18 protein-coding genes are annotated in these 20,016 nt (G+C 60.5%); 13 read left to right on the forward strand and 5 right to left on the reverse strand.

Translation table 11 applies throughout. From position 1 onward, the window contains the following. Positions 1-4: 4 nt before the first annotated feature. From ACILSL_RS08415 to ACILSL_RS08425, 3 genes are all read left to right on the forward strand, one after another. The gene (locus tag ACILSL_RS08415) at positions 5-1,156 is read left to right on the forward strand and encodes an alpha/beta hydrolase fold domain-containing protein (protein ID WP_395731560.1); all 1,152 of its coding nucleotides are present in this window, start codon (positions 5-7) and stop codon (positions 1,154-1,156) included. A gap of 66 nt (positions 1,157-1,222) precedes the next feature. Continuing rightward, positions 1,223-2,179 carry a hypothetical protein gene (locus tag ACILSL_RS08420; protein ID WP_395731561.1) on the forward strand — a complete coding sequence of 319 codons (957 nt, stop codon included), beginning with the start codon at positions 1,223-1,225 and terminating at the stop codon, positions 2,177-2,179. Between the two features lie 55 nt (positions 2,180-2,234). Continuing rightward, positions 2,235-3,836 carry an NAD(P)/FAD-dependent oxidoreductase gene (locus ACILSL_RS08425; RefSeq protein ID WP_395731562.1) on the forward strand — a complete coding sequence of 534 codons (1,602 nt, stop codon included), beginning with the start codon at positions 2,235-2,237 and terminating at the stop codon, positions 3,834-3,836. On the opposite strand, the gene ACILSL_RS08430 is transcribed toward ACILSL_RS08425, so the two are convergent. Further along, complete coding sequence (locus tag ACILSL_RS08430) at positions 3,822-4,304, reverse strand: low molecular weight protein-tyrosine-phosphatase (protein ID WP_395731563.1); 483 nt, start codon at positions 4,302-4,304, stop codon at positions 3,822-3,824. The two genes, ACILSL_RS08425 and ACILSL_RS08430, sit on opposite strands and share 15 nt — an antisense overlap. Before the next feature lie 172 nt (positions 4,305-4,476). On the opposite strand from ACILSL_RS08430, the gene ACILSL_RS08435 reads away from it, so the two are divergent. The 7 genes from ACILSL_RS08435 to ACILSL_RS08465 all read left to right on the forward strand — a co-directional run bounded on the left by ACILSL_RS08435 (position 4,477) and on the right by ACILSL_RS08465 (position 13,112). Then, positions 4,477-5,598: a citrate synthase gene (locus tag ACILSL_RS08435; protein ID WP_395731564.1), complete on the forward strand. Its 1,122-nt coding sequence runs from the start codon at positions 4,477-4,479 to the stop codon at positions 5,596-5,598. Positions 5,599-5,685: 87 nt separating this feature from the next. Beyond that, positions 5,686-7,509 carry a hypothetical protein gene (locus ACILSL_RS08440; RefSeq protein WP_395731565.1) on the forward strand — a complete coding sequence of 608 codons (1,824 nt, stop codon included), beginning with the start codon at positions 5,686-5,688 and terminating at the stop codon, positions 7,507-7,509. 58 nt (positions 7,510-7,567) lie between these two features. Next, positions 7,568-8,605 carry a GTPase ObgE gene (obgE, locus tag ACILSL_RS08445; protein ID WP_395731566.1) on the forward strand — a complete coding sequence of 346 codons (1,038 nt, stop codon included), beginning with the start codon at positions 7,568-7,570 and terminating at the stop codon, positions 8,603-8,605. A gap of 6 nt (positions 8,606-8,611) precedes the next feature. Next, positions 8,612-9,394, forward strand: coding sequence for an ABC transporter permease (locus ACILSL_RS08450; RefSeq protein ID WP_395731567.1), 783 nt, complete (start codon positions 8,612-8,614; stop codon positions 9,392-9,394). Further along, complete coding sequence (locus ACILSL_RS08455; RefSeq protein ID WP_395731568.1) at positions 9,391-10,041, forward strand: ATP-binding cassette domain-containing protein; 651 nt, start codon at positions 9,391-9,393, stop codon at positions 10,039-10,041. The genes ACILSL_RS08450 and ACILSL_RS08455 overlap by 4 nt, the downstream gene beginning before the upstream one ends. Before the next feature lie 63 nt (positions 10,042-10,104). Further along, positions 10,105-11,568, forward strand: coding sequence for a hypothetical protein (locus tag ACILSL_RS08460; RefSeq protein ID WP_395731569.1), 1,464 nt, complete (start codon positions 10,105-10,107; stop codon positions 11,566-11,568). 5 nt (positions 11,569-11,573) lie between these two features. Next, a complete protein-coding gene (locus ACILSL_RS08465; protein ID WP_395731570.1) occupies positions 11,574-13,112 on the forward strand; it encodes a GTPase domain-containing protein in 1,539 nt (512 codons plus the stop codon). Here ACILSL_RS08465 and ACILSL_RS08470 read toward each other — a convergent pair. Genes ACILSL_RS08470 through ACILSL_RS08485 form a run of 4 tightly spaced genes read right to left on the reverse strand, consistent with a single transcriptional unit; the run spans position 13,034 to position 15,761 of the window. Then, positions 13,034-13,840 carry a hypothetical protein gene (locus ACILSL_RS08470; protein WP_395731571.1) on the reverse strand — a complete coding sequence of 269 codons (807 nt, stop codon included), beginning with the start codon at positions 13,838-13,840 and terminating at the stop codon, positions 13,034-13,036. The genes ACILSL_RS08465 and ACILSL_RS08470 overlap by 79 nt on opposite strands. 20 nt (positions 13,841-13,860) lie before the next feature. Beyond that, complete coding sequence (ispH, locus tag ACILSL_RS08475; protein ID WP_395731572.1) at positions 13,861-14,757, reverse strand: 4-hydroxy-3-methylbut-2-enyl diphosphate reductase; 897 nt, start codon at positions 14,755-14,757, stop codon at positions 13,861-13,863. 48 nt (positions 14,758-14,805) lie between these two features. Further along, entirely contained in the window at positions 14,806-15,108 is a 303-nt protein-coding gene (locus tag ACILSL_RS08480) for a transcriptional regulator (RefSeq protein WP_395731573.1), read from the reverse strand. Further along, positions 15,108-15,761, reverse strand: coding sequence for a hypothetical protein (locus ACILSL_RS08485; RefSeq protein ID WP_395731574.1), 654 nt, complete (start codon positions 15,759-15,761; stop codon positions 15,108-15,110). Before ACILSL_RS08485 ends, ACILSL_RS08480 begins: the two co-directional genes overlap by 1 nt. Before the next feature lie 209 nt (positions 15,762-15,970). Between ACILSL_RS08485 and ACILSL_RS08490 the strand changes: the two genes are divergently transcribed. The 3 genes from ACILSL_RS08490 (at position 15,971) to ACILSL_RS08500 (ending at position 20,015) form a co-directional block, all read left to right on the forward strand. Beyond that, positions 15,971-17,023, forward strand: coding sequence for a CAP domain-containing protein (locus ACILSL_RS08490; protein ID WP_395731575.1), 1,053 nt, complete (start codon positions 15,971-15,973; stop codon positions 17,021-17,023). Positions 17,024-17,029: 6 nt separating this feature from the next. Beyond that, positions 17,030-18,082 (forward strand): peroxiredoxin family protein, encoded by a 1,053-nt coding sequence (locus tag ACILSL_RS08495; RefSeq protein ID WP_395731576.1) that lies wholly within the window; start codon positions 17,030-17,032, stop codon positions 18,080-18,082. Between the two features lie 163 nt (positions 18,083-18,245). Beyond that, a complete protein-coding gene (locus ACILSL_RS08500) occupies positions 18,246-20,015 on the forward strand; it encodes a GspE/PulE family protein (RefSeq protein ID WP_395731577.1) in 1,770 nt (589 codons plus the stop codon). The last annotated feature ends 1 nt before the right edge of the window (position 20,016 follow it).

Here is a 20,016-nt window from a genome sequence, read left to right on the forward strand (position 1 = left end):
GCCTATGAGATGCATCACCCTCTCCTTCTTTGCTGCGCTGAGTCTTGTCATTTCTGCACAGGGGCAGATCGCGGGAGTGCTGGGGCATCGTGATCTCGTATATGTCGAAGGCGGGCACGAGCGGCACAAGCTTGATCTCTATCTGCCGGAAAAGGCAGAAGGCCCTCTGCCGCTCATCATCTGGGTGCATGGTGGCGGCTGGCAGAATGGCAGCAAGGATGGCTGCCCGCCGCTGCGTGCTGGTTATGCTGCGCAGGGCTATGCGGTGGCCAGCATTAATTACCGCCTGAGCGGCCATGCGGTGTTTCCGGCGCAGATCGAGGACTGCAAGGCTGCAATCCGCTGGCTGCGGGCGCATGCCAAGGAGTATTCGCTCGATCCGCAGCGCTTTGGCGTGTGGGGGAGTTCGGCTGGCGGACATCTGGTGGCGCTGATCGGCACCAGCGGTGATGTGAAGGAGTTCGACGTAGGCGCGAACCTGGACCAGTCCAGCCGTGTGCAGGCGGTGTGCGATTACTATGGGCCGACGGATTTCACCGTCTTCGTCACCACTCCGGGGTATGAAAGTCATGCCACGGATGCTTCACCCGAGGCGAAACTCATCGGCGGCGCAGTGATGCAAAACAAAGACAAGGCCGGGCGGGTGAACCCGATCACCTATGTGACCAAGGATGATCCTCCCTTTCTCATCGTGCATGGCGACAAGGACCCCACCGTGCCGATCAATCAGAGCCAGTTCCTGTTTGAAGCCTTGAAGAAGACCGAAGTCAGCGCGCATTTTCACACCATCCACGGCGCAGGTCATGGCGGGCCGGGTTTTGCCGGGAAAAACATCGACGAGATGGTTGGCCAGTTCTTTGCCGAGAGGCTCAAAAGCAGCACGGCAAAGACCGAGGCACTCACCACCGAAAGCACTGCGGATGCGGCGATGATGGAGCGTGATCCACGCAAAGGCATGCCTCCAACCGGCGGGCGGCGCGGCATTCCTTGGGAGGTCATCACCGGCCGCGACGACAAGGACAAGGACGGCAAGGTCAGCAAAGCGGAGTTCAGCGGCCCGCCCCAGCTCTTCCAGCGGCTTGATCAAAATGGCGACGGAATGCTGGAGAAGGCCGAGCACGAAGCTTTCGTAAACCCGCCTGCCACACGCCCCTGAAAGGGGCCAGATTTCGCTTCCCAAGCGAATTTTGAACCTTTAACATCGCTTGAACACCAACAGGCCATGTATAAGCACCGAAGCACCTTCGTCCTGGCTGCTCTTCTGAGCACGGTCATCTCCGCCAAAATACACGCCGAAGGCGACTGGAGTGTGAAAAGCGCGGAACGCCCCAAGGTGGCGATCTTGGCCGAGGATGTAACGGTGGACGGCACCCGGCGTCCCGATCTGGGCCGGGCGCTGGCGGACAGTCTCAGCACCAACCTGCTGCGTCGCGGGCAGATGCGTGTCTTCAATCTGACCACCGAGGAGACCAAGAACGGTACTCAGACCTTGGTGCTGCCCAAAGATGCGCCCACCAAGGTGCCGACGCTGGACAAGGACATCGACTACCTGCTGAGCTTCAATTTGTTTTCCAATGCCAATGAGCACCGTCTGACGGTCAAAAAGACCCGTGTTTCGACTTCTGAGCTGATGGATTCCCACCAGTTCTTCACCTATGGACGGGTGAGTGATGTGTTCTCGCTCGTGGGCAAAATTGCGGACCGCGTCGATCCGCTGCCGGTGCGCCACAATTTCCCGGTCACACAATCTCCGGCGGCGATCCGTGCCGCGCAGCCTGATCCCACCCCATATCAGCGGTTCTGGACCGGGGATTACTCCAACCCGGGCAGCCCTGCCTATGACCCATGGCGCGCCAACAATGTGGCGCAGTATGATCTCAAGAACGTGCCCAAGGCTCTGATCTACCGTGAACTGGGCTCCATCCAGCACATCAATACCACCTGGAGATTCACCGTCGTCAAACCGGTCAAAGGCGTGCAGTTGAGCAGCCGAGATCCGCTGCATGTGCTCTACGATGAAGGCGACGTCTATGCCAATCTGCGCGTGGGCACGGTGGAGCAGGCGGGAGTCATCGCCGACTACGGCGGCATGACGCCGGAGCATCACAAGCTGTTCAATGGCGACAAGGTCTTCGGCTGGTACTCGCCACCCCAGGAGAAGCCGGCGAACACGAAGTAGGGTTGATATGGCTTTGACGTGGGCTATTGGCACTGCCGCCAAATCCCGCCCCCCCATGCTGCAGCTCTCCCAGGTTCTCCTTCCCGTCGATCATCAAGAGGATGATCTTCGTCGTGCCGTGGTGAAACAACTGGGCACACGCGATGAAGATGTGATCAGCGTCAAGGTGAAGCAGCGGGCGATTGATGCCCGGCGCGGGCATGTGGAGTTCAGCTTCACGCTCCTGGTCGAAGTGAAAGACGAGGCGCGTGTGCTCAAGCGCATCGGCAAAAATCCGCGCATTGGCCCGGCTCCGGAGGAGATTTATCAGGAGGTGGCGCAAAACGTGGCGCATTCGGCCTCTGCGCGCCCGGTGATCGTTGGCACCGGGCCCTGCGGTTTGTTTTGTGGCCTGCTGCTGGCGCGTGCGGGCCTGAAGCCCCTGCTGCTGGAGCGCGGCAAGGCTGCCGGGGATCGCGCCCGCGATGTGACCGGCTTCTGGCGGCGCGGCTGGGATTTCAATCCCGAATCCAACGTACAGTTTGGTGAAGGCGGTGCCGGCACATTTTCGGACGGCAAGCTCTACACGCAGATTCGGGACCGTGAGCACCGCATCCCCTGGCTGCTGCGTGAAATGGTGGCCGCAGGCGCACCTGAGGACATTTTGATCAAGAGCAGGCCGCACATCGGCACGGACCGGCTCATCAAGGTCGTGCGGCATGTGCGTGAGGAAATCATCGCCCTGGGCGGCGAGGTGCGTTTTGGCGCCCGCGTGGCGGATGTGGTGATCGAAGACGGCGTGATGCGCGCGCTGACGCTTGCGGATGGTGAAACGATCGAAGGCTCGCGTTTCATCTTCGCCATCGGCCACAGTTCACGGGACACCTTTTACATGCTGCACCGGCATGGGGTGCCGTTTGAGGCCAAGCCATTTTCCATTGGCGTGCGCATTGAGCACCCGCAGAAGCTGATCGACCGCAGTCTCTACGGCAAATGGGCGGGGCACGCACGGCTGGGTTCGGCACCCTACAAGTTCGTGGCTCACTGCGGCACAGGGCGTGCGGCCTACAGCTTCTGCATGTGCCCCGGCGGACTCGTCGTGGCGGCCACATCGGAGCCGGGAATGGTGGTGACCAACGGCATGAGCAGCTACGCCCGCGAGGAGTCGAATGCCAACAGCGGCTTCATGGTGGACGTGCGGCCCGAGGACATGCCTGCGGGCGATGTGCTGAGCGGCATCGAGTTTCAGCGCGATCTGGAGCGCCGGGCCTTCGTGCTCGGTGGTGGCAACTATCACGCCCCAGCGCAGCTGCTCGGCGATTTCCTCGCAGGACGCGCCTCGACCGGCCCCGGCAAGGTGCTGCCCTCCTATGAGCCGGGCGTGGTGTGGTCCAATTTGTGCGAGATACTGCCTGAATACACGATTGAGACGATTCAGGAGGCCATTCCGCGCATCGACAAAAACCTGCCCGGCTTTGCCTTGGATGAAGCGGTGCTCACAGGCGTGGAAACTCGCAGTTCCTCACCCGCCCGCATCCCGCGAGATGCGCAGACTCTGCAATGCACCGGTGTGAAGCATTTTTACCCAGCGGGCGAAGGCGCGGGCTACGCCGGTGGCATCATCTCCGCCGCTGCGGACGGCATGCGTGTGGCGGAGGCCATTCTACGCGAGGGTTGATTGGATGTGCGCCAGCACTCCCCGGCAGCCATCTTCCAGCAAATCCAGCACGAGCTCAAAGCCCTGCTCGCCGCCGTAGTAGGGATCCGGCACTTCGCTTTCCTGGTGGTCGGTGCAAAATTCGCAGAAAAGGCGGATTTTGGAACTGAACTGGGAGGTGCGGTCAAAAGACTGCACGTCGCGCAGGTTTTGCCGGTCCATGACGAGGACGAGGTCGTACTCGCTCAAATCGTTTTCCGTGACCTGCCGGGCGCGGCTGCTGAGATCATATCCCCGATTTTGCGCTGCGGTGCGCATTCTTTGATCGGGCAGTTTGCCCGCATGCCAGCCGGCCGTGCCTGCGGAACGGATCGAGACGCGATCAGCATATCCTTTAGCTTCGACTAATGCGCGCATGACGCCCTCTGCCGCAGGGGAGCGGCAGATGTTGCCCAGGCAGACAAACAGGAGGCGAAAAGGGGCGGCCATCGAGGGAGCTAGGCCAGCGAAAGGCGTTTCACAAACAAAACCTGCCTCCTGTCCTCAGGGGATGCCGGGCCTCCCCCTGCAGAAGATTTCTTTTTCTGTTAATGAGTCTTTGGTTGAGCCGTAGTTTGAGCACGCTATCTGCTACCAAAACCTAAACCCCACGCCCTCACTCATGTCTGTTGTATCCAAAGGTCTCGAAGGAATCGTTGCTGCTGAAACCCGTCTCGGGGAAGTGAATGGAGCAGAAGGCATCTTGTTCTACTGCGGTTATGACATCAACGAACTGGTCAAGGTCAGCTACGAAGAAGTCGTTTACCTGCTTTACTACAACAAGCTCCCGAATCGCACCGAGCTCAACAAGCTGACCACGGCGCTGCGTGCCGAGCGTGAGATCCCGCAGGGAGTCATCGACTTCCTCAAGGCCGCGCCAAAGACTGCCAAGCCCATCGACATCATGCGCACGGCCGTCTCGATGCTCGGCTGCTATGACTTGAATCGTTACGACCTCGAAGTCAGCGAAAACATGGCCAACGCCATCCGCCTCACCTCGCAGATCGGCGTCATTGCCGCCTACTTCCACCGTGCACGTCATGGGCTGGAACTGCCGCCCGTGCGCAAGGACCTCAGCGAAGCCGCCCATTTCCTCTATCTGATGAACGGCGAAGTGCCGAGCAAGGAAGCCGAAAAGACCCTCGACATCGCCTACATTCTGCATGCCGAGCACGGCTTCAACGCCTCCACCTTCACCGCCCGCGTCGTGGCCTCGACTCTGAGCGACATGTTCTCCGCCATCAGCGCCGCCATCGGCGCCCTCAAAGGACCTCTGCACGGCGGTGCCAATGAAGGCGTGATCCACATGCTCGAAGAAATCGGCTCCCCTGACAAGGTGGACGCCTGGGTCGCCGACGCACTGGCCCAGAAAAAGAAAATCATGGGTATCGGCCACCGCGTTTACAAGGTCCTCGACCCCCGCGCTCCGCATCTGCGTGAGATGGCCGTCCAGCTCACCAGCCAGCTCGGCGAATCCAAGTGGATCCAGATGTCCGAGCGCATCGCCCAGATCATGCGCGAGCAGAAGGGCCTCAATGCGAACGTCGATTTCTACAGCGCCACGGTTTACTACAGCCTCGGCATTCCGACCGACCTTTTCACCCCGATCTTCGCTATCGCCCGCATGAGCGGCTGGACCGCCCACGTGCTGGAGCAGTGGAGCGAAAACCGCCTCTTCCGTCCGCTGAGCCAGTATGTCGGCAAGCCGTACGGCCAGAAGGTCGTGCCGATTGACGAGCGCTGAGTGATGCGGCCGAGGGGGAGGGCCTGCCTAAATTTGCATGCTGCAAAGGTGGCCAATCCATGTGGTTGCCGCTATCGTAGATGCTTTATGCGTCTCCTTCCAACCATCGGAGCCGTCCTTGTGATGCTTGGCGCACAAACGATGGCCCAGCCTGCCACACGTCTCGTGTGGCAGCCGGTGCAGGAGTATTTCATTCATCGTGACGAAGGACAGCAGGTCCTCGCGGGGACCAAGCGGCTGAATTCATTCACGGCTTACACCCACATCGGCACCGATTTCGGTTTCCATGGGCCGGCGGAGCACGAGATCGAATGGCTCACCGATGAAGTCGTGGTGCACCTCGGTCAGCAGCCTGACGCATGGGCGGGCATATGGCACAGCCTGGCCGGGCAGGCGCGCAATGCGAGCCGCGTGATGGATTTTACGCATGCCTACCCTGAGCCCGTCACCGCCAGATACCAGCCGCGCGTCACGGCGGTCATGCTCCGGGCGTCCGGGCGTGGCAAAATCAAGCTTGAGATCAAATCTCCCTCCGACGAACCGCGTTGGACGCAGATGATCGAGCTCAATGAGCCGCAATACCGCATGTTTGTCCATCCGGTGGCTCCTGAAGCGGTGCGCGATGGCAAAACCATTGTTTGGACGGCCGAGCCCGGTTCTGAAGTGAGGGTGTCGGGCCTGTTTCTCGGCATCGAGCAGCCCCAGATTCCCTGGGATGCCTATGCTTTCCTCGCCTCGTATGCGAAGATCGCCCGCAGTTATTCCATCGGGACCGGTTTCGTGCGCGACCGCGCCCACATTGAGGAGGGGGCGTTTGAGTCCGTTTCCGCCACGGGCATGTACGTACTGGCTTCGGCGGCGGCTGCGCAGGAGTCGCTGGGCATTGTCACGGCAGATTACGCCCGCTGGGTGCTCACGCGCACGCATGAGGCGGTGAAAAAACTCAAAACCGGGCGCGGCCTGCTGCCCCATTTTGTGCACCGGCATGGGCGGGGGGACGCCTACAGCATCCATCCGGGCACTGAATACAGTACGGTGGACACGGCTCTTTACACCCAGTCCATGCTGCTGGCTGCCATCATGCTGGATGTCCCTGCAGTGGCCGAAGACCTGATCCTGCAGATCCAAGAGATCGACTACGATCTGCTGCACCTGCCAGATGGCCATCTCTCGCACGGTCTTGCTGACGACGGCATCACCCTCCTGCCGCATGGCTGGCAGGACTGGGGTGGCGAAACCACCCTGGTGATGCTCATGGAAGGCATCGCCAACCCCGAGCACCGCCCGCCGCCCATGCGCACTCCGGGCAAGGCCTGGCAGGGCACAGGTTTCATCACCGAACTGCAAAGCTTGCTCCACCCCGATTTCGACAGTGACGTGCCCGATGCCCATGATGGTGTGCGCTGGCTAAGCGTGCGCCGCGCCATGCTGGGCGCGCAGCGCGCCTACATTCCGAAACGCTGGCCGCAGTCCCATGCCGCGCGCAATGGCATCTACGGTCTCTCTGCCGGGGAAAATGAGGCGGGGAACGGCTATTACGTGGGCGGTGTCGATCTGCGGAATCAAAAGCTCATCCATCCGCACTACATCCTGATGTCTGCCACGCTGAATCCCCAAACGCAGGAGACGTATGACCTGCTCGAACGCATGGAGAAGGCCAGTTACTTCCCGCCCTGGGGCATGGTCGAGAATCTCAACGTCGATGGCCGCAGCTACCTGCCGATGGAAGGTTCGCTGAATGCCGGCTTTGAGGCTCTCAGCGCCTACCATTTGTTTGCCAAGCACCGCAAAATCCCCGACGCCATCCATGCGGCCAGCCTGAAAAGTCCGCAGATCCGTCGTGCCATGCAGCTCTTTTATCCCCTTCCAGCCAAGGTGGCGGGCGGGGACCGGGAGGCCGCCGCGCAGTAGCAGGGACATGAAGCTAAGCCTTGCTCCCATGCCCATCCCCGGTTAACTGGGCCGTCACATGTTTGTCGATCAAATCAAAGTTCATGCTCGCGCCGGAAAAGGCGGGGATGGCAGCGCCCATTTTCATCGCGGAAAATTCCGTCCCAAAGGCGGCCCTGACGGCGGCGACGGCGGGAACGGGGGCAGCCTCATTCTGCTGGTGGATCCCAGCACGGACAGCCTGCGCAATTACGTTTTCAACAACAAGCTCATCGCCGAAGACGGCGCCAAGGGCGGCGCCACCCAGTGCTCCGGCCGCAGTGGCAAGGACGTGGTGTACAAGGTGCCGCCGGGCACCCTCGTCAGCCGCGTCACGCAGGAGTACGACAACGAAACCAACGAACTCGTCACCCGCTACGAGCCAGTGGCTGACCTGACCGAGACCAATTCCACCTACGTGCTCTGCAAAGGCGGCAAAGGCGGGAAGGGGAACGTGCACTTCAAGACCTCCACGCATCAGGCTCCGCGTGAATTCACCCCCGGCACTCCCGGCGAAGAAGGAGATTTCCACTTTGAAATGCGCAGCATCGCAGATGCCGGATTCGTGGGCGCGCCGAATGCAGGCAAATCCACGCTCCTTTCCAAGCTGAGCGCCGCCAAGCCGAAGATCGCCAACTATCCCTTCACCACGCTGAAACCCATGGTCGGCGTGATCGAGTTTGGTCCCAACCGCCGCGGCAGTCTGGCGGACATCCCCGGCCTGATCGAAGGCGCGCACGAAAACATCGGCCTCGGCCATGATTTCCTGCGTCACATCATGCGCTGCCGTGTCCTGCTTTTTGTCGTCGACACCGCCGGCACCGAAGGCCGCGATCCTGTCTCAGATCTGGAAATCGTGCGCAAGGAGGTCTCGCTGTACTCCAAGGAACTGGCCAAGCGCCCCTGGTGCATCATTGCCAACAAGATTGACCTGCCTGAGAGCGCCGAAAACCTCGTTCACTTCAAGGAGCGCTTCAAACGCATCAAGATCCACCCCGTCTCCGCCGAAACCGGCGAGGGCCTCGACAAACTGCGCAAATGGCTCGACGAGAAGATCGGGCAGGATGTGGACTGGTGACCTGTCATGCGCCTGAACCGTTCTAATCTTTGCTGGCTGGTTCTGGCGTTGATCACGGTGAGTTACCTCGTCTTCTGGGCGTTGCTGCTCGGAGCCACGGCGACGTACAGCACGCCGGATTCGTGGTTGCAGGTGCTGCGGTCGCCTGAGATCCGGCATGCGACTTTTTTGAGCCTTGTGACCTGCTCCCTGGCTGCGGGTTTTGCGCTGCTGCTGGCAGTGCCGGTGGCGTATCTGATGACGCGTCTCGAATTTCGCGGCAAATCGTGGCTGGATGCCGCGCTGGACATTCCCATCATCCTGCCGCCGCTGGTGGTGGGGTTGTGCCTGCTGATCTTTTTCCAGACGCGCATTGGCAAGGTGATCGAGATGGCGATTCCCTTCACCTATCAAGTCAGTGGTGTCGTGCTGGCACAGTTCGTCGTGGCCGCTGCGTTTGCGATCCGTACGATGCGTGGCACGTTTCAGCATCTCTCGGCACGGCCGGAGGATGTAGCGCTCACACTCGGCTGCACGCGCTTTCAGGCCCTGTGGCACGTCGCGCTGCCGGCGGCACGGCGGGGAATGGTGGCGGCGTTTTGTATCGCCTGGGCGCGCAGTCTGGGGGAATTTGGGCCCATCCTCGTCTTTGCCGGAGCCACGCGTATGAAGACAGAAGTGCTGCCGACGACGGTCTGGCTGGAGCTCAGCGTGGGAAATCTCGAAGCCGCCGTGGCGGTCAGCTTGTTCATGGTGCTGCTGGCCGTGCTGGTGCTGGTGGCGGTGCGTGCCACGGGGGAAAAAGTATGATCCAGCTCGAACAACTCACCTGGAATGTTTCTGGCCGCACGATCCTGGAGGGCGTGACGGTGGCGATCCCGGCCAACACCTACGCAGTGTTGATGGGCTCGACCGGCTGCGGCAAAACGACGTTGCTCGAAATCCTCTGCGGCCTGCGGCAGCCGACCTCCGGCCGCGTGTTGCTGGATGGCGTGGACGTGACCGATCTGGAACCTCGTGAGCGCGGCATCGGCTACGTGCCGCAGGATCTGGCGCTGTTTCCGGGCTTGCGCGTGCGTGAGCAGATCGGCTTCGCCCCGAAACTGCGTGGCATGGCTCCAGACGAGCTGAATCAACGTGTGAACCGCCTCGCGGAGCAGTTTGGCATCACTCACCTGCTGGATCGCCTGCCAGACATGCTTTCCGGTGGCGAAAAGCAGCGCGTGGCTCTTGCGCGTGCTCTGGCGGCTCAACCGAAGCTGCTGCTGCTCGATGAACCGCTCTCTGCTCTCGATGAAAGCATGCGCGCAGAGGCTGTGACGCTGCTGCAGCGCGTGCAGCAGGAGCATTCGCTGACCGTTTTGCACGTGACCCACTCCAGCAGTGAAGCGGCTGCGCTCGGAACCCTGCATTTGCGAATGGTGGCCGGGCGGCTGGCGGTGGAATCGAAGGGATGATTTTCACTGTGCGGTTGGAATCACGCCGAAGCTGCGTTTAATGTCCCAAAAACAACCCCCTGCATGGATTGGACTGACTGGCAGCGCGTCCTAAAATGGCGCGCACTCGAAGAAGGCGATGCCGATGGCGTTCTCGTCAATGCGGAGCGTCGGCGCGAAGCCACGGCCCACACGCGTGCCGGACTCGCCTCCGAGGAGATCACGGGGGATGTGATCGAAGAGCGCTCGGAGTCGTTTCTGGACAAACGGGCCGAGTGGCTGGAGCGCGAAGCCGTGGGCTGGCGCGGCGACCTGATCCATGTTCTTGATCTGCTGCGTGTGCCGCAGGGGCGCTGGTCCTGGGCGCTGGCGGGATGGGGCCTGGCGCTGGTTGCGGGCTATTGGTTTACGGATCTCGGGCAGGCGGGCGAATTCAATCTGCTGGCACTGCCGCTGGTGGGGCTGCTGGCCTGGAATGCGGTGGTGATCATCCTCGGATTGTTGTGCGAACTGATGCCGACCTCCGCAGTGGCTGGTCGCGGTGGCTGGGTGGCGGAATTTCTCGCGCATGGCATCTCACGCATGGGCAAATCCACCAAGGAGGTCGAAAGCGGAGTGGCTGAAACCGTTCGCTCACGATATGAAGAACTGGCCTGGCCGCTGGCCTGGCGGCGCCTGCAGATGCGGCTGCGCATGTGGCTGCATGTGGCTGCAGCGTTGCTGGCCATCGGCGGCGCGGCAGCCCTGTATGCCCGTGGCTGGTCGCACGAATATCGTGCAGTCTGGGAAAGCACCCTGCTGGGGGAGCGCGAGGCATCGGCCTTTTTTGAGACCTTGTTCAAACCTGCCTCAAAGGTGCTGCGGACCCCCGTGCCATTGGACCAGATCGCCGGCATGCATCGAACCTTGGGCAAGGTGGCGAAACCGGCTCCTGCACTGCCGTGGATTCATTTGTACGCTGGCACCCTGCTGGTGCTGATTGTTCTTCCTCGTCTTCTGCTGGCAGGGCTGGGCCTGGCCCGTTGCAGCCGGGTGGTCGCGCAACCGGCCCGTGCCTTGAACTGGGGCGGCTACCTGCGCTCCTTGCTGCGCGCGGTGGAAGGCGGCAGCGAGCTTATCCAGGTGCTCGTCCATGCGATCGAGCCCACCGCCCATCACCGCGAGGTGTGGGACCGTGGCATAAGGGAGCGTTTCGGCGGCATGGCGCGCGCGGAGTATGTGCGCATCCCGGCCGGGGAAGAGGACGAATTTGCTGCTGTCTGGCAGCCCGTGTGCCCCAATTTGGTGATGCTCTTCAACATGGCCACCACCCCTGAGGCCGAGGTGCAGCGTCGACTGGTCTCCGATGTGCGTCAGCGTTTGCTCACAAAACATGCCGAGCCGGAGCTCATCGTGCTGCTGGACGGCACGAGTCTTGCGGGACGCTGGACACCAGAAAAAATCGCCGGACGTGAGCAGTTATGGTCGCAGATGGTCGAAGGCCTGGCCTCTGAAGTGATTGTGGCCGTGCGCAAAGAATCCGCACGCGCAAAGCCTCTGATGTCGTAATGTTCATGAAGTTTTCGTCTCTAGTGCCCGCTCTTTTTTCCAGAACCAAAACTGCCAGCTCCTCTGACCGACAGTCGGCGGAGCTGAATGTGCGTGATGCCTCGGACATCGTCACGCTGAGCCTCATTTCGCACACGAACGCGGGCAAGACCACCCTGGCCCGCACGCTGCTGCGCCGTGATGTGGGGGAGGTGAAGGATGCGCCGCATGTCACCCTTTTCAATGAATCGCACACGCTGCTCGAAACAGGCGGCTTCATGCTGCGGCTGTGGGACACCCCGGGCTTTGGCGACAGTGCGCGGCTGTTGAAGCGCCTCCAGCGTGAGCGCAGCCCGGTGCTCTGGTTTCTGTCGCAGACCTGGGACCGCATCACCGACCGGCCTTTGTGGTGCAGCCAGCAGGCGCTAAAAAATGTGCGCGATGAAGCGGACGTGGTGCTGTATCTCGTCAATGCCGCCGAACCGCCTGAGGCCGCCGCCTACATCGGGCCTGAGATGGAGATCCTCAGCTGGGTGGAAAAACCCGTGATCGTGCTGCTGAATCAGACCGGGCTTCCGGGCAGTTCATCCATGGAAGCCGCTGAGCTGGATTCCTGGCGGACACATTTGCAGCAGTATGAGATGGTGCGCGAAGTGCTGACGCTGGATGCCTTTGCCCGCTGCTGGGTGCAGGAGGACATTCTCATGGACTCTCTGGCACCCTTGATGCAAGGCTCCAAAATCCCGACCTTCCTGCAGATCAAACGCGCCTGGGCGCAGCGCAATGTGGAGGTGTTTCAAGCTTCGGTGCGCCTGATCTCAGAGCAGCTCACCGCCGCGCTGTTTGACGGCGTGGATGTTCGCTCTGAAACGTTGCTGGAGCGCGTGGGCTGGCAGCGCGATAACCTGAACCGCGAGTACAACGAGGCACGCCAAAAACTGGCCACGCAGCTCGCGGATCGTACCGAGCAGACAACCAACAATTTGATCGAAGCCCATGGTCTGAAAGGTCAGGCCGGACATGAACTCAACGAGATCGCGCGCGAGCATTTTCATATGCCCCAGGCCGTTTCTGAAAACATCTGGGGTGTGCTTGGAAGCTTCGCCGGTGGTGCCATGGGCGGACTCATTGCCGATCTCAAGCTGGGCGGCATGACCTTCGGTGGTGGTGCGCTGCTGGGCGGCCTTGCTTCCGGCATTGGTGCCTATGCTTTGATCCGCAGCTACAATCTCGTGCGTGGCAGCGACCAGCGCCTGCGCTGGTCACGCGAACATTTTCGTGAGCAGGTCAAACTGGCCTTTCTCACCTACCTTGCCATCTGCCATTTTGGCCGTGGGCGGGGTGAATGGAAGGAAAGTGCACAGCCGCAGCAATGGCAGGAAGTCGTGGATGAAGTGACCGATCTTCACTCCGATGCCTTGGACCATCTGTGGAAGTCCGGCGTGCAAAAAGACACTCAGCCTGCCACGCTTTCACGTCAGTCACGTCAGCTCACCGGAGACTGCATGGTGGCGTTGCTGGAGCGGCTGTACCCGGGTGTTGATCCTTCGTCGTGGCGGGCTTGAGATTCATGCTCATGCAACCGGCGTTCCAGTCGTGACTGGAAGCTCTGCCAGCAGCGCAGGGCGCGGGAGCGGAAGTCGGCGGGAGTGACATTCAAACTGCGCAGGCAGTCGCGGTGATCCCAGGAGACGACACAGGCTGTGGCGAAATGGATGGCCTGAAACTGCCAGCGCCAAAGGCGTTGCACAGCTGGAGTGAGTGTCTTGAGACGTTCGAACAGGAAGTCACGCTGGAAGGAGAGATGACCCATTTCATCGCGCAGGAGTTTTTTGGCGACGGTCTGAACCACGGGATCGCTGCAGCGTAGCGCGAGCAGGCCGAAATAGACTTCGGCAATGAGTTCCGCCGTGAGGAGCACCTGGATGTTGAACTCGAGGTTCACCAGATCGCGCATCCAGCGGAAGATGGAATTGGTCCATTGTTTTTGCAGCAAGGTGCCGCGCAGATGTTTGACGGTGCGGGCCAGCAGCGCGGCATGGCTCTGCTCCTCGGCGACGAAGAGATCGACGGCGCGCTGATAGCCCTGCAGATTTTCCAGCGAGGCGATGCTGCGGGTGTAGCGCCGCAAACGCGTGCCTCCACCGCTTTCGCCCAGTTGGAAAATAGCAAGGGAGCGGGCAAGGGCGCTGCGAACGTGCTCGGGCAGATCGCATGCGGTGTCCGACAGGTGCAGCGCATGATTGAGTCTGGTGTTGGCTTCGAAGTGGCTGATCCAATGTTGAGTGTTCATAAGGATGGCTGGTTTGTGGGTTAGGCGGCGTGGAGCATGGAGCGGAGGAATTCATGGACAGGGTGGCTGCGCATTTCGGCGGCGATCTGGCGGAGGCGTTGCATCACGGCGTCCACCGTTTCATCCAAGGTGGAGGTGCCTGCGGTGACGCCCACGTTGCGGGCTTTGCCAAACCAAGCGGGATCGAGTTCTCCGGCGCCTTCGATCTGGATCGCGGGCAGCCCGTGTGCGGTGGCTTTTTGCAGGAGTTGCCGTGTGTTGTTGCTGTTGCGCCCACCGATGACGACGATGTGATCGCAGCCGCGCAGCAGATCATCCATGGCTGTCTGGCGCTGCTTGGTGGGGTGGCAGATCGTGTCGATGAAACGCACTTCGGAGCTGCGGTGGCGGCGCTTGATCGCATCCACCAGACGCAGGGCGATCTCCACGGGCTGAGTGGTTTGTGAAACGATGCCCAGCCGAGGGTGAACTGGCACACGGTCAAGGTCGGCCTCCTCAAGCACGACCACGGCGGAAGGGAAGTCGCCGATGAGTCCACGCACCTCCACGTGCTGACTCTGGCCGATGACGATGGGCTGGTAGCCTTCGTTCACCAGCATGGCGAGCGCGTGGTGCGCCTTCTTCACAAGAGGGCAGGTGGTGTCGACGACGGTGTGCCCAGCACGCTGCCAGGCCTGTCGATGTCGGTCGGATGCGCCATGGGCGGTGATGGCGACCTGCTGGGTACTGGCGCTGTTCAAATCATCGAGTTCACCGCGCTGCGTACCAAGAGTGGCGAGATGGCGATCAACCAGCGGATTGTGAACCAGTTGACCGAGGATGGTGAGCGGCGCGCGCTGGGCGGCTGCGTGGGTGGTGCGCAGGGCGTCGCGGACGCCGAAGCACATGCCGTGATGTTGAGCGAGGATGATGTTCATGGTGGTGTTAGCTTTGTGAGACAAAGTGAATGGGCAAAAAACGGCGAGTCAGGTCTGCTGAGCGGCTTTGACGATCTCGCCGAGTACTTCGACGTAGTTTTTAAAAGCCGTGCGTCCGGCGGGGGTGAGCTCATAACTGGTGCGCGGGCGGGTGCCGGATTCGTCGCGGGTTTCCTTGATGTACCCGGCCGTGCCGAGGGTGCGGAGATGGGAGATGAGGTTGCCGTCGCTCATGCTGAGTTCTGCCTTGAGGTCCTGAAAGGCCCATTCGCCGCGTGTGGAGAGCAGCGTCATGATGGAGAGCCGGCCCTTTTCGTGAATGAGCTTGTCGATTTGATCGAAGTCGATCATTACGGCTGCACCTCCGCAGGTTGGGCGCTGAAGAAAACGGCCAGGGCGTAAACGACATGCAGCAGGCCGAAGGTGAGCCCCATGACGAGAGACGCCGGGCCGAGATCACTGGAGAGCAGGCGCACATCACTGCAGGCGGCCCAGCCAAAGAAGGTCAGCAGACCCGTGATCACGAAAGCCCAGCCCAGACGGACCAAAGAGCGCGGCGAAAAGCTGGCCGTGCTGAGCAGGGCCAGACCGTAGCAAAGCGCCCAGATCAGTGCGGCGAGGGTGAGATTGTGCAGGAACACGATCAAACCAATGCCCACACTGCCGCCAACAAGCAACGGCGGAACGAAAGCGCGCAATGCCATGCGCATGCCGGCGGAAACGAAAGGCTGGTTGCGGCGTTTGGCCTCTTTCGCAAGCAGGAAGACATTCAAGGCCGAGGAAATGGCTAGAATGATGAGCCAGGTTTCCAGGAAGCACATGTCACACATCGCGGCCTCGCCTTGCATTTTCACGGCATGCCATACCGGCCACCCGGAAGCGATCAGCGCCAGCATACCGCCGGCGAGCGCCGCAGGAGCGGAAACGGCACGATAGATGTGCGCCTTTTCCATCAGGGAACGAATGATGCGGAGATTCTCCAAGGCGGCTTCGGTCGTGCTCATGTGAGTCACTTTGCGCGCCAAAGTGAATGGTGCAAGTAAAACTTTGCGCTGCAAAGTGATGATTCTGTGGATCATGCTTGGCAGTTTAATATAATTACCAAACGTTAAGGGAGGTGAATCAATCCGCGTCAGTTTTGCGAAAAACGACACACCGCTTTTGGCCAGGCTGGTGCGCGGGCGTGTTGTGTGTTTCAGGGCTTCTGCTTGGAATGGCAGGGGCCGCAGATCCCACGGCCGAGCAGCAGTACATGCTGGAACTGACGAACCGATTTCGGAGTGATCCACAGGGCGAGCTGGCCAAGCTGGTCAATTTTTCCTCGCCGGGTGTGTGGGACACCCCCAAGTCCAACGATCCCACTATCGCCTTTGCGCTGAACTTCTTTGGTACCAGCGCCTCTGACCTCGCCACGCAGTTTTCCACTCTCACTGCGGCACCGGCGCTGGCTTGGAGCAGTGCTTTGAACGTGTCGGCCACGACGTATTCCAACCTCATGGTGACTTCAGACCAGCAGGCGCACTCTTTGGATGGCTTGACTCTCGACCAGCGCATCCAGAACAGCGGATACAGTGCCAACTGGCTGGGGGCGGGTGAAAACCTTTTTGCCTCGGCACAGTCGCCCTTTCATTCGCATGCCGCATTTGTGCTCGACTGGGGGGATGGCAATGGCGCGACGGCCGGTTATGGCAACGGCATTCAGAACCCGGCCGGACACCGCGATCTCCTGCTCGATGCAAGCATGAAAGAAATCGGCATCGGCTTCCAAAGCATCTCGATTCCAGGGAGCAACTCCGTTGCCATCGGTCCCTACGTCATCACCGAGCATCTGGCCTCACAGTTTCGGTTTGATGGCACCACGTACTTTTCAGATGCCATTTTGACGGGCTCTGTTTATCAGGACACCCTTCTGGCAGATGCCTTTTACACCCCCGGAGAAGGGCTGGCTGGTGAGGCGATCAATGTTTATGACGACACGACCGGCATCCTCGTGGCCAGCGGATTCAGCAACAGCGCGGGCGGTTTCAACATCCCCCTCACTGGCCTGACCAATGGTGTCGTCTATCGCGTGGAAGCCCCCGACACCGGCCTTGCTGCCAGGACTTTTACGCTCACCGAGCATACAGACAACTACGGTGTCCCCGTGCTCGTGTATGACAATGTCTACGAGTCGTTCGCCGTTGTTCCTGAGCCAGGGAGCCTGCTGCTGTGCCTTGTTGCAGGCCTGTCGCTGCTTGGGTTCCGCTCACGTCCTCCTCTTTGCTGATTCACCATGAGATCCATCGCCATTCTCCTTCTGTCCGTTGTATCCATCCTGGCCCAGGCTCCATCGACACCACTTGCCACGGAGATTCGTTCGATCATTGATGAGTACGAAAACTCCGTGCGTGCCAACACGCAGAAGCTCATCGCAGCCGCCACGGAAGAAGAGAAGAACAAATTCCGCGCCAGCATTCCCAGCGCCGGACCTTATGCCACGAAAATGCTGAAACTGGTGCAGGCAAACCTGGACCAGCCGGATGTAGTCAAAGGAGTGAACTGGCTCGTCACAGGCGCAGCGAATTTTCCCGAAGGACAGGAGGCGCTGAAGATGCTTGGCACCACCTTTGCAGATCACGCGGGCATCGCCGAAGCGGTGAAGCAGCTCGAATACCACGGCCTGCCAGCCGAGCCGGTGCTCAGGGCTGTGATCGAAAAGAACACGCACCGTGACGAAAAAGCCGCCGCGCTCTATGCCCTGGGTGCCATTCACTTCAAAAACTTCGACGCCTCGTCCGATCGCGACTCCGCCGCTGCTTCAAAGACCAAGGCCCTCGAATGTTTTCAGCAGCTCTATGCCGACTACGAGGATGTCACCATCCAGGGCTTCAAGCTCTCGGATTCTGTCGCCAAAATGTTCTTTGAGATGACCAGCCTGCAGGTCGGCTGTGAGGCACCGGAAATCGAGGGCAAGGACGCCGATGGCGTGAGCTTCAAGCTCAGCGACTACCGTGGCAAATATGTGATCGTCATCTTCTGGGGCGGCTGGTGCCATGCCTGCCACGGCACGCTGCCGTTGATGAACCAAGCGGCTGAACAGCTCAAAGACAAAAACGCCGTCGTGATCGGCGTGAACACGGACATCGAAACCGAGGCCAAAAAGGCGCTGGCCGATTACAAGGTGAGCTTCCGCAACGTGCTCGACAACACCAGCAGCGGCCCCAACACCACGCTCTACAACCTGCGCAATTTCCCCACCCTCTATCTCATCGACCCCAAGGGCCTGATCGCGATCAAAAACGGTTCTCTGGACGCGATGGTGGCACAAATCACCGCTGCCAAATAGGTAGCGGGCGGGGAAAATGGCATCCATTGGAAGTCCGTGCCGACGGACAGAGATCTCAACTTTTCGGCTCTCTAAATGGTTTGGAAGTATTAAAAACTTGCCATTTCTATGAAAAACCATAATTATACGGTATTATAAGGCCGAATTTAGGCGCTCCGTCCTCATGCTTCCACTCATCGATCAAATCCTCAAAGACTCGGGTTGTGCCGATCTTCCTGCTGTGCGGCAGGCGGTGGAAGAGGCGTGCTTCAATCAAACCTCCTTTGTGGATGCGGTGCTGGATTGTGAAGGCGTGCGCGAGCGCGATTTCCTTACGGCCCTGGCCAAAACACTCAGCCTGCCATGGTGGGAACCGAAAGATGAAGACCAGCCGACAGAGCAGGGGATGCGCCGCATGCTGCCGGCGGAGATCGCCCTGCGTCATCGCCTGCTGCCAGTCTTCACGGAAGAAACGAAAAACGAGGATGGCACGGAGTCGGAGCGCACGCTGCACATCGCCACCTTTGATCCGCTCAGTCTCGTGGCACATCAGCGAGTGGCTGCGAGTTTGTCGATGCCGGTCGTATGGCATGTGGGGCAGCGCACCCGCATTGTCGAAGGTCTGCAAAAGCTCTACGGCCTCGGCGCAGACACGTTTGAAAAGATCCTGCGCGGTCGTGCCGACTGGGGCGCGGAGGATTTAAAGGATGAAGTGACCGTGCTCGATGAGCCCGAGGACGAAGAGGCCTCGGTGGTGCGCTTCGTGAATCAAATCATCCGCCGTGGTCTGGAACAACGCGCCACGGACATCCACGTGGAGCCGCAGCAGGATCGCCTGCGCATTCGCTACCGCATTGACGGCCGTCTCGAAGAACTGCCGGTGCCTGAGAACATCAAATCGTTGCAGGCCTCGGTGATCGCCCGCCTCAAGATCATGGCCCGTCTCGACATCGCTGAGAAACGTCTCCCGCAGGACGGTCGCATCAATCTCGAACTCGACGGCCTCGCCATCGACGTGCGCGTGGCCACCATCCCTTCGGTCGAAGGTGAGAGCATCAGCCTGCGTCTTCTCGCGCAGCAGCAGGTCACCGTGAACCGGCTTGGCCTGACCGACAACATTCGTCCCGTCGTCGATGAACTGCTGAAACTGCCCAACGGCATCATCCTCATCACCGGCCCGACAGGCAGCGGCAAATCCACCACGCTGTACGCCTTCCTCACCGATCTCAATCAGACCCATCGCCGCATCGTCACCATTGAAGATCCGGTGGAGTACAAGATGCCCGGCATCGTGCAGATCGCGGTGAAGCCCGAGATCGGCCTGACCTTCGGTGCTGGGCTGCGCAGCATTCTGCGCGGTGACCCGAACGTGGTGATGATCGGAGAAATGCGCGACCTTGAAACCACCGAGATCGCCGTGCGCGCCGCTCTCACCGGTCACTTGGTATTCAGCACACTTCACACGAATGACGCCATCGGTGGCATCACACGTCTCATTGACATGGGCGTGGAGCCCTTCCTCGTCTCCAGCGCGGTGCGCGCCTTCTTTGCCCAGCGTCTCGTGCGCAAACTCTGCCCGGTGTGCAAAACACCCACCGAGGTGGAGGAGAGCTACCTCAAGTCCATCGGCTTTCCGTCCCATTTGCCCGGTAAAATCATGCGTGCCGTGGGTTGTGAGGCCTGCCGTGGCAGCGGCTTCCAGGGCCGGCTCTCCATCTATGAAGTCTGTCTCGTCACTCACGCGTTGCAGCATCTCATCAACAGCCGCGCGCACCCTGCCGAGTTTCACAAGCAGGCCCTCAAGGATGGTTACGTCCCCATGCGCGGTTACGGCTTTCAGAAAGTGCTCAGTGGTGAAACCACCATCGAGGAAGTCCTCAGCGTCACCGCCGCCAGTGACCGCAATCACGCGCCGCAGACGACCTCCATGCCTCCCACTCGTTTAGCCGCCTAAC

Source organism: Prosthecobacter sp., assembly GCF_044222345.1.
GTDB lineage: Bacteria > Verrucomicrobiota > Verrucomicrobiia > Verrucomicrobiales > Verrucomicrobiaceae > Prosthecobacter.